Origin of the sequence: Chryseobacterium jejuense (assembly GCF_900100075.1) — a bacterium.
GTDB lineage: Bacteria > Bacteroidota > Bacteroidia > Flavobacteriales > Weeksellaceae > Chryseobacterium > Chryseobacterium jejuense.
In genome coordinates this window covers 795,123-807,849 of record NZ_FNEG01000001.1, presented here as the reverse complement: position 1 = coordinate 807,849, position 12,727 = coordinate 795,123, and the positions used below count along the sequence as shown (strand labels likewise).

General features: G+C 37.1%; 10 protein-coding genes. 2 read left to right on the top strand and 8 right to left on the bottom strand.

Going from position 1 to position 12,727, the window contains the following annotated elements; all coding sequences use genetic code 11:
- Window positions 1-6: 6 nt before the first annotated feature.
- Together BLS98_RS03635 and BLS98_RS03630 are read left to right on the top strand one after the other, a co-directional pair.
- Entirely contained in the window at window positions 7-768 is a 762-nt protein-coding gene (locus BLS98_RS03635) for a hypothetical protein (RefSeq protein ID WP_089733676.1), read from the top strand.
- A gap of 27 nt (window positions 769-795) precedes the next feature.
- Window positions 796-1,074, top strand: a complete 279-nt coding sequence (locus tag BLS98_RS03630; RefSeq protein WP_089733674.1) for a hypothetical protein — start codon at window positions 796-798, stop codon at window positions 1,072-1,074.
- A 925-nt stretch (window positions 1,075-1,999) separates the two neighbouring features.
- Here BLS98_RS03630 and BLS98_RS03625 read toward each other — a convergent pair.
- From BLS98_RS03625 to BLS98_RS03590, 8 genes are all read right to left on the bottom strand, one after another.
- Window positions 2,000-2,722 (bottom strand): sterol desaturase family protein, encoded by a 723-nt coding sequence (locus BLS98_RS03625; protein WP_089733672.1) that lies wholly within the window; start codon window positions 2,720-2,722, stop codon window positions 2,000-2,002.
- A 154-nt stretch (window positions 2,723-2,876) separates the two neighbouring features.
- The gene (locus tag BLS98_RS03620) at window positions 2,877-3,146 is read right to left on the bottom strand and encodes a hypothetical protein (protein ID WP_089733670.1); all 270 of its coding nucleotides are present in this window, start codon (window positions 3,144-3,146) and stop codon (window positions 2,877-2,879) included.
- A 41-nt stretch (window positions 3,147-3,187) separates the two neighbouring features.
- Window positions 3,188-4,534, bottom strand: coding sequence for a S41 family peptidase (locus BLS98_RS03615; RefSeq protein WP_089733668.1), 1,347 nt, complete (start codon window positions 4,532-4,534; stop codon window positions 3,188-3,190).
- Between the two features lie 6 nt (window positions 4,535-4,540).
- A complete protein-coding gene (locus BLS98_RS03610) occupies window positions 4,541-5,281 on the bottom strand; it encodes a hypothetical protein (RefSeq protein WP_228425310.1) in 741 nt (246 codons plus the stop codon).
- 177 nt (window positions 5,282-5,458) lie between these two features.
- Window positions 5,459-6,385 (bottom strand): T9SS-dependent choice-of-anchor J family protein, encoded by a 927-nt coding sequence (locus tag BLS98_RS03605; protein ID WP_089733666.1) that lies wholly within the window; start codon window positions 6,383-6,385, stop codon window positions 5,459-5,461.
- A 73-nt stretch (window positions 6,386-6,458) separates the two neighbouring features.
- On the bottom strand, window positions 6,459-7,763 hold the full coding sequence (locus tag BLS98_RS03600) for a hypothetical protein (protein ID WP_089733664.1): 1,305 nt from the start codon (window positions 7,761-7,763) through the stop codon (window positions 6,459-6,461).
- A gap of 334 nt (window positions 7,764-8,097) precedes the next feature.
- Window positions 8,098-9,387 carry a hypothetical protein gene (locus BLS98_RS03595; protein ID WP_089733663.1) on the bottom strand — a complete coding sequence of 430 codons (1,290 nt, stop codon included), beginning with the start codon at window positions 9,385-9,387 and terminating at the stop codon, window positions 8,098-8,100.
- 40 nt (window positions 9,388-9,427) lie between these two features.
- Entirely contained in the window at window positions 9,428-12,709 is a 3,282-nt protein-coding gene (locus BLS98_RS03590; RefSeq protein ID WP_089733661.1) for a TonB-dependent receptor, read from the bottom strand.
- Window positions 12,710-12,727: the final 18 nt, after the last annotated feature.

Sequence of the window (12,727 nt, the reverse complement as noted above, 5' to 3'; positions counted from 1 at the left end):
AACTCTATGAGTGAATTCATCAAACTTTTCCCGGATTATGAAGATGTTTTTTATGATGACCTGGAAAACCATAAGAAATACTTCCTCCCTATTTGCTCTTTTAATCTTCAACTGCTTGAGCCTTCTAAAAATGAATGGCTTCATATTGTTTCTGTAAAAGAAATCTATGACGGCTGTGTGGGAGAAGAAAGTGAAGAGTACCATACTCAGTTTACGAAATCAGATATGCTGGGTTTTGATATTATTGACGGTAAATATAAATTTGATTCGGATTGGAACTACTTCCAGGCATTCAACGAGATAACACCTGAACAATATGGTGAAGACTTCTCTGATCTGGACATTGAATATAATATGAATGAAGCCATGTATCAGCTGAAAAAAGCGTACTACAACAAACATGGTAAACTGTATGACAAGTATTCTTACAGACCGGGACTTATTGTAGATGATATCCGCAGACTGGAAAGACTTCGTCAATTAACCGTTGAAGATCTTGAAAAAGATGAAGATTCAGATTACATGGTGGAAAGAGCAGAGAAAAAGTTATATGGCATCTTTGAAGAGCTTAATATTGAGAAAAAGAGCCTTGAAGACAGTAATTTTGGAGGCGAAAACCTCATGAACAAACCAACTCTGAATGAAGAGCTATTAGACTACATCGCCTGTATTGAAGGCTATGATTTCCAACAAAATGCAGCAGATCAGATCTTTTTATTTCATGATGATTCCATTAAAAAAGCAGTGATCTGTTTCGAATACACTTAAAATTTATTCTACAATCTTTATTTAAAAATGTCAAAAAAATATACTGAATGTTCTCTGCATGGGAAGCAGGAAATTGGTTTGCTGTGTACCCATCTTGCCCATAGCCTTCTGGATAGAATTCCTGTAGGTTTTCATGAATTTGATGATGCTGACCTTGGCCGCCCCGATGCCTGGTGTGATAAGTGTGAAGAATCTCAGAAACAGATTGAAACAGATCAGGATCAGGAAGACTGGTTCACCCATTGTGATTATAAAATCCTTTGTGCAGCCTGCTGGGATGAGGCCAAAGAGCTGAATGAAAATTAGTGTTTGAGGCTAAAAGTTGTTATTCTCAACGCAAAAGACGCAAAGAGGCTTCAAAATAATAATTAAATACACCCGCATATCTTCCTTTTCAATATCCTATGTCTCTATGTGGTTTAAAAAAAATAATTTTTACCACATAAGAACATAGCTTTTTAGAATGATGCATTATTTTATTCGTGCATTCGTGGCGATTAAAAGCGCTATCAGACATCTGCAAAATCTGCAAGATTTTTTAGGTTGGGAATCGCAAAGGTGCAAGAGATTATCATAATTATGCATATTTTTAAGGCGCAAGAGAATCAAAGATTCTCAGCAAAAATCACTCATGTATGTATTTGTGGCGATTAAAAAGCCTTTGAGGAATCTGCGTAATCAGCAAAATCTGCAAGATTTTTTAGGTTGGAAAACGCAAAGGCGCAAGAGATTATCATAATTATGTATATTTTTAAGGCGCAAGAGAATCAAAGATTCTCAGCAAAAATCACTCATGTATGTATTTGTGGCGATTAAAAAGCCTTTGGGAGAATCTGCATAATCAGCAAAATCTGCGAGATTTTTTTTTGGCCGGAAAACGCAAAGGCGCAAGAGATTATCATAATTATGCATATTTTTAAGGCGCAAGAGAATCAAAGATTCTCAGCAAAAATTACTCATGTATGTATTTGTGGTGATAAAAAAAACTTTGAGGAATCTTGCTTAATCAGCAAAATCTGCGAGTTTTTTTTTGGTTAGAAAACGCAAAGGCGCAAGAGATTATCATAATTATGTATATTTTTAAGGCGCAAGAGAATCAAAGATTCTCAGCAAAAATCACTCATGTATGTATTTGTGGCGATTAAAAAGCCTTTGGGAGAATCTGCGTAATCAGCAAAATCTGCGAGAAAATTTATCACTTCCAATGTATCAACTAAAATAGCCTACTCTCCTATTTATAAGTTCTAAACAGTCTGTCCCAGATAGAGGTATAAAATCCAAAGTTTTTAGTTTCATCCAAATGATGCTGGTTATGGAACCTGGTAGTTCCTACAAAAAATCTATCAAAGCTAGCAGGAAAAAATTCCCGGTTCAGATGCCCAATGGTTCCCCAAATAAGGTTAATAAACAGGTAAATAGAAATGGAAATTACAGAAAAATCATAACATATCAGCAAGACCAGCATCATGAGTCCAAAACCTATGGTTTCAAAAGGATGAAGAACAAAAAGGCTCAGAAAATTGGTACTCACATGCTCATGATGCTTTCCGTGGATCATTTTATAGACAAAAGGTAAATGAGCCGCATAGTGAAAGAAGTACATGAAAATATCCATGAAAAGAAGTAATGCAATCACCTCCAGGCCAATCCTGATTCCCGATTGGGCAGTGCCCAGCTCAATCCAGTTATTCTTCCATAAAAAAACACCTATCAGCATCACAAGGCTGTTACAGATAATGGTAAAAAGGCTAAGATAAAAATCTGATGCTGAAACAGGATGATCCTTCTCCTGTAATGGACTTTTACGACATGTTTTATCAATAAAAAGATACAGTCCGATTGAAAATAAATACAGAAAAATATTGCTAATCAGACTCAACACAATCCATTGTGGCCAGGAAAATTGCCAAAACATATTGATATACCCGGAAAGCATTGCCTCATTGCCATTCATAAACTCGTCATCTTTTCAACTTGATGTTATAAATGTATGAATTTTGGAATAAAATAAGGTAAGAAAGCCATTGTAAACATAAGATGGAAGGTTACTGAACCCTCTCTGGTTCAAAACTGTTATCCAATAACCATGATTAGGTTTTAAAAACACATTATTTCTGTCTTGTTTTTCTCTTAATTTCACGGAGCCTCATGGTCAGTTTTTTTCTCAGATCGTTATGATAGGCTCTATATTTTTTGATGCTCTCTTCAAGGTTCTTTTTATTAGTAAGGTATTCTTCATACAAATTACCCAACTCAGCAATCTGTGTAGTAACATCTGACGGACGGGTTTCAGAATCATCTGCTGCTTCTATCAGCAGGCGATAATATTCTATACGACTGGTAAGGCTGGTATGAAGTTTTGGCTCTATTCCCTGCATGTTTTTTTCTTTAATGGTTATTATTGATATCAGTGTATAGGCTATAAATCCTTACCAGCAGCTATTGGAGGAACATCACTCTGATATAAAATCTTCACTCCTTCGGCAGACATTTTTTGATTTACAGATTTAAAATAAGTTCCATTTAAAACAGAAGAAATCAACGTTTCATCAGGATGACCTAAAGGTAATAAAGGCAGTACAGCATACTCATTCACAGAAACCTGTGGAGAAATCCCATTGCTGTACTCACCCATTCCATTGGCATTGAATACTTTATAAATTACAGGATGCATCTGCCAGCGTATTTTTTGGGGTTTACGTTTGTCTTCTACCGTAAATCCTGCCATATCTTTTCCTAATGTTACAGCTCCTACCTGAATTACCTGCATATAAGGTTTCAGATTATTGATGACTATTTCAGCAGCAGAAGCCGTACTGTTTGAAGTCAGAATATAAACTTTATTCAAGCCTAATGCATTTGTACGTAAAGTATTAAAATCAAGAGCTTTCGGATCATAGGCAATCTGTTGAGAAAATGTTCTTTTTACTTCACCACCGTTTTTATTCCCTTTAAAAGTAATGAATGGAGAAGCAGATGTTATTCCCGAAGGAATCAGAGAACAAAGAGCCGCTGCGGCAGATACTGATCCGCCATAATTGTACCGAAGATCAAGAATCAACTCCTTTACTCCTGCAGCTTTAAATTCTGCAAATTTCTGGCTGAGTTTCTGTGTCATTCCATCCGGGAAATCATAGATATACAGGTATCCTGCCTTTTTGCCGTTTTTTTCAAATATTTTAGACAATAGTGATTGTTCAAAAGATAATCCATAGTATACTTTGATATTCTTTTCATCAGTAACAGTTCCATTATTCCAATTTCCTACAGTAAGATCCAGTACAGTAAGATCTTTCATCGTTGAAGTTATAGCCTCTGCATTCCCGGCAGTCACTGTTTTTCCGTTAATTCTGGTAATGATCATTCCGCGTTCAAGGCCTGCATTAGATGCCGGAGAGTTATTAAGAACTAGTTTAATTACTGTTACCACTTCTCCATTTGCCTGTTGAATAACGGTATAATCGAAGCCATACATATTTCGGATCGAACGCGGATAGCTGGAAGAATCCTCAGTATTTACAATAAAAGAGAAGCGGTCCTGAGGTGCCAGCAGACTTTTAAAGAAATCTTTTACGGGAAGGTGATAATCCGGTTTGGCAGGCATCTGATCTGCCCAGTAATAATACCGTTTGAGGCTGTCCTGTACCCAAAGATTAACGGATTCCGTACTTCCTTCAGGAAAGACAGGTGCATTGTCATCATTTTCCGTGCAGGAAATAAGGATGATTATAATCGCTATGAACTGAAGTTTTAAAAATTTTCTCATCCCTGATTATAAATATTCTGCCACATCTACATCTCCTTTTACTACCCATACTCCATTTTCTAATTTTTCCTGGAGTATGATCATATTAGCTCCCATATCCTGTTTTATTTTCACTTTAATCATCGCAGATCCTGCATAAGGGTCTGTAGTTCCCGGTTTGTACAATTCAAGGTACACGGGAGCCGTTGAACTGAAAGAACTATAGATTTTTACTGGGGTGAAACTATCTTTTCCGATATTATCAAATTCTGCCAGTATAGCTCCGTTTTCTCTTTTTAAAACGCCTTTTACATTTTTAAGGGATGATCCTGAAAATTCACCCAGATTCGGGAAAATAAACTCAAACCCTACTTTCCCAAAATTAACCTGTGGTTTTATCACCTCAGCCTGCAGGAAGATTCCCGGAAGATTGAAGAAGTATAATTTTTTATATTCCTCTATATTATCATAAGTAATATTATATTGTACAACTTCCTTCCCTGTCTCATTATTATATATTGCCAGTTTGTTGGTTTCTCCCTGATCCAGTACAAACTGAAGCGTGGTTTCTATTTTATTGGTATAGGAGGTTTCACCGTCAATAGATACAGGTTCTCCGTTAAACCTCATCTGAAGTACATCAGGTTTAGAGAATCCTTTTACAGTTACTTCTCCTGGTTTTTGTGCTACATCATATCTCTCCATTACAGTATTGTCTGTACAGGAAAACAATAGGATACATAATAGTAGTGCAAAGATCTTATTCATCTTTTATATTATTTTGAGCTTAAAAATATTGCCCTGCTTATTGTGCAGGGCAATACACAATTATAAAAAAACTAGTTGGATATGTTCTGGATAGCCTCTTTTCTTAAAACAGCTATCCATTATTGTATATTAAAATTTCATGTTTTGTTTCATGGTTAGTTTATAAAAGCAGAATGTTTATTTTTTAATAAAATTCAAACGTTCCGTGATTTTTCCATCAGTTATTTCTGCGATATATACTCCTTCTGATAAACCTGCTGTATTGATTAATTTTGAATACTGAGTGGTAAGAACTTTCTGCCCTGCTGCATTATAAAGGTGAACGGTTGTTTTATTTTCTTTGAATGCGGGATTAAGTTGTAACTGTAAGTATTCTTTAACAGGATTTTCTGCGATTTTTGTCAGATTTTCTTTCTTTTTTACATCCTTTGTGCTCAAGGTATTTGATGCGGCATAAATAGCCATTTCATCAATATTGATATTCATGATATTATTCCCGCTAGCATTTCTGTTGGCCCACATTCCTATATAAATTTTCTTTCCTGCAAAAGCTGAAAGATCTACAAGATTTTCTACAAACTGAGTAAGGTCTGCCGGAAAAGGATTAGTTGATGAACCCACCTGTATTTTATATGGACTTTGCAGATAATTTCCTGCTCCATCTACTGCCAGGGCCTTAAAATCTGCTAAAACAGGAACTTCTTTTTGAGGTGTACTTACATAGATATAAAGATCCCTACCCACAATAAGATGGGAAGCTCTCTGTCTTCCAATAGAAGAAGTAAGAGTGATTGTTCCAGATGCGCTTGTAAGGTCAATTTGTGGAGAAATAATCCAGTCATCTTCAGTCCCGAACCCTGCTGCGCTTCCAGTGGGAACCAGGTTTGTAGAATGTCTAAGAACACCGGCACTTCCATAGGTTAAAGAGGTACCATTGTGATAAATATTGGCTCCTTGAAGCCACCCATTATTATTGCCATTCAGATCATGGAATGTCCATCCCTGAAGATCGGCAGGAGTGTCAAAAGTATTTCCCCATACCAGAGTTTGTGCTGCAGCCAGCTGAGATAAAAACAAAACAGATGATAAAATTATTTTTTTCATGATACTGATTATTAAGATTTTTAAGAAAAAAAGCAAGGAATGGGTATAAGCCGTTCCCTGCTTTTATAGTTTTTTAGTTTACAATGGCAAAATTGTATTTTGTCCAAGCTCCCTGGAATCCACCACAGTTTCTTGGAGATACATTCCAGCTTCCTTCGTTAAAGAATGGCTGGTTCATTCCCCATAATGCAGCTGTACTTCCTGTAAGAAGGTTAGCCGTTGGGATTCCTGCCGTACCAGTTCCTGTAACAGAAGTTGTAAATCCGTGTACCTGAATTGAAGCTAAGTTTGAAAGTGAAGAAAGCTCAGATCCAGTATTTTCTACTTTTATTCCTACAGGATATCCTGTTACTACAGCATTGTTTAAAGTTAATTTACCATGTCTTCTGATATGGATACCGTTTTCGTAAGCAGCACCTTGTCCTGCAGCTCCGAATTTAGCTCCAATAATAGTAAGGTTATTGATAACAGGGTTTGTGATTAATGCAGTAGATGTACCTGTAGCATTGTTATCAAGCTCAATACCGTTAGAGTCAGGGCTTCCTCCGCTTACTGTGTGCGATGAATTGTAATCAGCTAAAGAAAGAGCACATGTAATAGTTCCTGTATATCCGTTGTCAAAGTCGAAATTATCATCTTCTGCAGCAAAAGAAATAAGGTTGGAAGCATTTACTGTTCCTCCGAAAAATTCAAAAGAATCATCCTGTCCGTAAGATACCTGGATATGATCTAAAGTAGTTCCATTTCCTACACCAGCTAAAGTCAAAGCATTAACTTCGTTTCCGGAATTAGCTCCTACGAAATCATACCCTGCAAATTCGATACGAACATATTTCATGATCCCTGCATTATGTCCAGAAGTTGTTCCACCAAAATAAAATTCAGGATTATTAGTAGGAAGGCCTTCTACAGTTGTTGTAAAAGGTACGTTGGTAGGAGCATCTCCCAAAAGAATCACCCCTCCGAAATCTCCCGGAGTAGCAGTAGTATCTTCATCTCCATCTAAAAGTCTGTAACTTGTAAAAACGATAGGCTGAGATTCAGTTCCTGTAGCATTAATTTTTCCTGTTTTCGTAATAACAAGAATCCCTGAACCTTCTCCTATTGCATTAGGTTTTGCTTTGATGAATGTTCCAGGCTGGATCGTAAGGGTTGCTCCGTCTTTAACGGCTACCGTACCATCAATTTCAATGACTCCACTCCATGTTGTATTGGAAGTAATAGGTCCACTCACTTTAGTAACAGGAAGTGCAGAAGCTGTAAGATATTCAGCTGAAGTAGATTTCATTTCAAAAGGAGTAGAAGAATCTGCTAAATGATCGTTCTGACAAGCTGTAAGAGATAATGCAGCAGCTGCAATTAGAGTTAATCTTTTCATTGTTATAATTTTTGATAGATCCGGTTATTTATTTTGATGACCGGAAGTTTTTAATATTCAGAAATATCCGCCTCTATATTTCTGCGATTTGGTTATTGTTTACATCCTACAGACCATGAGGAGCTAAGCTGTATGAGTTCCCTATTGAGCCGCTATTTTCCGGGAAAAGGCCATAGCGTTCGGTTTTTGATTGATCCGGTACTGCTGTGCGCATCATCAGTATTATTCCGAAGCTTTTTCCAGGTTTCCGAAACCTGTACACTTCTATATAGAGAGCTCTTTTATCTTTACAAAAGCCGGAGATTTATCATATCTAAAGCCTTGTTTCTACCCATTATTCCAAAATGGAGAAATTATATTTTGTCCAGTTTCCTCGAAAGTTTCCGCAATCTCTAGGGGCAATATTCCAGGATCCTTCATTAAAAAAAGGCTGAGCCATTCCCCAGGTAGGGGAAGTGTCTGCAACAAGTAGATTTGAAGCAGGAATTCCAGCGGTTCCAGCTCCTATAGCTGCAAGTTTAAATGCATGCGTCCGGATACTGTTATAATCAGAGTTATTAGAAAGTTCAGAACCTGTTCCCTCTACTTTAATTCCTGTAGGATAACCTGTAATCAATGCATTATTCAGCGTTAATTTTCCATTTCTTCTGATATAGATTCCATTGCCATACATCCTGCTAAAGGGTTCCATCCATACTCCTATTATGCTAAGATTATTGAAGGTAGGATGAGTCATCAAAACAGTGGCTGTACCATGAATGTTATTTTCCACCTCTATTCCCTGAGAATCATAAACACTTCCACTCAATCTGTGCGGTGAATTATAATCTGCCAAACCAAGTGCACAGGTAATTGTCCCCGTATATCCGAGAATGCAATCGAAATGATCATCTTCAGGAGCAAAAGAAACCAGATTGGAAGCATTAACATTCCCTCCATAGAATTCAAATGAATCATCCTGTGCATGAGATACCTGGATATGGTCTAACGTAGTTCCTTCTCCCACTCCTGCCAGTACTAAGGAAGAAATTTCATACAGAATGCTGGGCAGTATATCTGCTCCCCCAAATTCGATACGCACATATTTCATAATTCCTCCATTATGATTGTTGTTGGTTCCTCCATAATAGTAATCAGGACCAAACAACCCATCAATTGTTGTGGTGGAGGGAACATTGGTCTTTGCATCTCCTAGGATCATAACCCCGGCAAAATCTCCACCTCTGGGTATTGTATTCTCATCTCCATCTAAAAGCCTGTAACTGGTAAAAACAATAGGTTGGTTTTCAGTTCCTACAGCATTGATTTTCCCTGTTTTAGTAATCACAAGAAGTCCCGGCCCTTCTTGTATTGCATTAGGTTTTGCCTTGATAAAGGTTCCCGGCAAAATAGTAAGTGTTGCCCCGTTTTTAACTGCTATTGTACCATCAATTTCTATAACCCCACTCCATGTTGTATTAGAAATGATATGATTGTTTACTTTAGTCACAGGAAGTGCAGAAGCTGTAATATATTCCGCGGAAGCAGCCCTCATTTCAAAAGGAGCAGAAGAATCAGCTACATCATCTTTTTGACACGCAGTAAGGCAGAATAATGTTATCCCTATCGATAGTATTTTTTTCATTTTTTTAGTTTTATTAGTTTTTTATAAGCTCAATATGTAATTAAAATGTATAGTTGACACTTAACCCGAATATTCTTCCACTGTAAGCACGAAAAACAATCTTATCAATATCTTTATCATATTTAGTAGTAGCACCAGGTACAAGTTCCTGTAATTCTCTGGCAGTCTTATTTCCTGTATTGTCGGTATATCCTAGATAAGAGTTGAAGTTGTTATAGTATTCCTTTACCCTGTTGAACATATTCCTTACATTCAGTTTCAGTTCCAGGTTCCTGTTTTTTAAGAATTTATATGAGATCTGTGCATCTGCTACAGCATAAGGACGTTGGATTTCTTCTCCGTTATAAGCATATCCCACAGTAATATACTGATCCCCTTTAGCATTATATAAAAAGCTGAATCCTAATCTTTCTCCATCATATATTAATCCTACATTATAAGCGTAAGGAGTTTGCCCGTAAAGAGGTCTGTCTACTTCATAGGTAGCATCTTGATCTGTTGTTTTTGCCTTATCTTTAAAGGCAGTCACTTTTGTAATATTATAGGTGAAATTTCCATTGATGAAGAGCTTTTCCAGGAAAGGATTGGCTGCAATGAAGCCCAGATTTTTCCTAACTTCTGCTTCAAATCCTTTCAATTTTGCATTTTTAGAATTTCCGTTGTAGAGCTGTAAATTTCCTTCGCCGGTAATGTATCCTTCTCTTTCAATAGGTCTATCAATATCTTTGTAATACAGCCCTGCTGAAAATATTTCCCCTAATCCCGGAAACCACTCAAATTTAAAATCGTAATTATTAACGGTAGATGATACCATATGGGTATTGAATATCTGCCCATTAGCAATCGGATCAAAATAAGGTAATCCGGTTCGTTCATTAAACTGGGGACGAATTACAGTCTTACTGTACGCTAATCTGAGGTTTATTTTATTGGTGGGACTATAGGTAAAATTGGCAGAAGGCATCCATTGCCATGGCTTATCATCTATGCCTGTTTTGGGGAAATTATTAGAGTCTCTGGATTCCATTTGCTGAGAAACAAGGTCATATTGAAAATATTCTGCACGTAATCCCCAGACTAACCTGAATTTATTTTTCCAGCGGTTGTCAAACATCACATACATAGCATGCTGCTCAACTTCACCTTCGTATTTACCATCAACATACAATGGCCTGGTCTCCCATCCTATTCCTCCGGGTGCATAATGAGAGCCATCAAACCAGCTGGCAAGAGATCCGTACATTTCCAAAAAGTCTGGGTTCGGAACTTTCCTTTTTCCATCTACTCTCAATAAAAATTTCTGCTGTTGATTGGTATTCGATTTTGAAGCTCCGGCATATCCTATTTTAATATCATTTTTAAAATTTTCTTTGTCGAAATTCCATTTAAAAGAAGCTCCATAATTATAATCTGTTTCCTTGCTAGCAATGAATCCTCTTGCAAAATCACTTGCAGAATTGTTGGCTACGTGATAATTCAGGATCTCACGTCCTATAAATTTATATAATGTATTGTATTGGGTATAATCCTTAGTGTCTGATGAAACTCCCGTTCTGGCAGCAAACCAGTTAACTTCCATATTTCCGAACTTATGATTACCTTCCAGCTTATTCTGTAAAAACATCTGATAAACAGGATACACTGTATTATTTGTAAAAGGTTTGTCTAAAGACGCAATTTTTGAAGGATCATTATTGGGAACGATTCCATGATAGAAATAATTGTATGAAGCTTCGGCTGCTTCGGCTGAACCACTTCCACTGGTATACTCATCCCATCCTGTAATTCTTGTCAGGGTATTATCATAGATATGGGTATACGAATTACGGAATGAAAATCTGTTCCGGCCTAACTGCAACCCAAAATTCAGCATTCCAGCCACCGTAGAATTATAATTATAGGAAGCTCCTGAATTTTTAAAATTATAAAAAGGCATTTTTCCATTGGCATCAAAAGCCGTACCTGTTGTATCCTGCCAGTTACCCCTTCCCGTATGGTCTATATCAAGTTTATTCTGTTCGTTTCTAATAATAAATGCTCCGGCAAAGCCCCATTTGTTATTATTTTTAAGAGCGTAAGTTCTTCCTAAAGCAAGCTGCAAATTGGAGCCCATATCTCCTCTTGTCTTGTAATTTGTGAAGTTGTCATTTTTAAACTGGCTGGATTGTTCAAAAAACATCGGATTGGTCCAGTTCATAGCCTGAAGACCCTGTGGAAAATCTCTTGTTCCGTCATCGTACCCGAAATAATCATATTTTCCACGCTTACGGGTCAGGAATTCTTTAAAAGCCGACTGATCGTTATAAGAAGTTCCCATGCTTACAGTAGTAAAGTTTTCGTTGGGAATATCTTTGGTTCTAACCTCCACAAAACCTCCTGCAAAACTGGCATTCATATCTGGTGTTGCCGTTTTACTTACAACAACACTTTCCACCATTGATGTAGGAATAATATCGAAAGAGAAATTCTGATTGTAGGCTTCCGTACTTGGCAGGTTGATCCCATCCATTGCTGCAGTATTCCATCTTTCCCCCATAGATCTTACGACTACATATTTATTATCTATAGTGGTAATTCCGGTTACTCTTTTCAGAGTTCCACCCACATCATTATCAGGGGTTTTAGAAATTTGTTCGGCAGAAATTCCGTCACTCATCTGGGCTGCTTTTTTCTGCTGAGCTAATAATCCTGCCTGAGTATCTGCTTTACGGGTTGCTGTAACCACTACTTCTTTGATATCAGTAATTTTATCAGAAGCTCTGTTCAACGCAAATGAAACCGTATTGGTCTCTTTATTGATGACAGATAATTTCTCCACCCGAAGCGTATTGTATTTAGGTGCTTTTACCATCATATTATAAAGCCCCGAAGGAAGATCCATAGAGAAATCTCCATTATTATCCGTTACCGTTGTTTTCCCTGCAATATTCACTTCTGCTCCCGCAACAGGATTTCCCACTTCATCTACTATTTTCCCTGATATACGCCCGTTTCCCGGTATAGAAGTCGTAGAGCCTTCATATTTTATTGAAATAAGATCTCCATGTAACCGGTACACTACAGGAAGCCCATTGGTAATATCTTTCAGGCAACTATTGATCGTAGAATTTTCACATTTTACTCCTTTTACCTTCAGCTCTTTGATATCAAATTTTGAATAAGCCAGTCTCATTCCTGTTTTTCCGGCAAACTCTTCCAAAACTTCAATTAATGGTCTGCTTGCTGGAACAGAAAATGACACTTTCTGAACCAATTCCTGTGCTTCTGCTGCCACAGTAAAAAATAAGGCTGCTATGGTAAAACCACATTTCAAACTTTTCATACGTAAGTGTTCTCTTTT

Excerpts from the sequence above, each read along its gene's own strand:
- BLS98_RS03635 (WP_089733676.1), top strand. The coding sequence starts at position 7 with ATGAGTGAATTCATCAAACTTTTCCCGGATTATGAAGATGTTTTTTAT.
- BLS98_RS03630 (WP_089733674.1), top strand. The coding sequence starts at position 796 with ATGTCAAAAAAATATACTGAATGTTCTCTGCATGGGAAGCAGGAAATT.
- BLS98_RS03625 (WP_089733672.1), bottom strand. The coding sequence starts at position 2,722 with ATGAATGGCAATGAGGCAATGCTTTCCGGGTATATCAATATGTTTTGG.
- BLS98_RS03620 (WP_089733670.1), bottom strand. The coding sequence starts at position 3,146 with ATGCAGGGAATAGAGCCAAAACTTCATACCAGCCTTACCAGTCGTATA.
- BLS98_RS03615 (WP_089733668.1), bottom strand. The coding sequence starts at position 4,534 with ATGAGAAAATTTTTAAAACTTCAGTTCATAGCGATTATAATCATCCTT.
- BLS98_RS03610 (WP_228425310.1), bottom strand. The coding sequence starts at position 5,281 with ATGAATAAGATCTTTGCACTACTATTATGTATCCTATTGTTTTCCTGT.
- BLS98_RS03605 (WP_089733666.1), bottom strand. The coding sequence starts at position 6,385 with ATGAAAAAAATAATTTTATCATCTGTTTTGTTTTTATCTCAGCTGGCT.
- BLS98_RS03600 (WP_089733664.1), bottom strand. The coding sequence starts at position 7,763 with ATGAAAAGATTAACTCTAATTGCAGCTGCTGCATTATCTCTTACAGCT.
- BLS98_RS03595 (WP_089733663.1), bottom strand. The coding sequence starts at position 9,387 with ATGAAAAAAATACTATCGATAGGGATAACATTATTCTGCCTTACTGCG.
- BLS98_RS03590 (WP_089733661.1), bottom strand. The coding sequence starts at position 12,709 with ATGAAAAGTTTGAAATGTGGTTTTACCATAGCAGCCTTATTTTTTACT.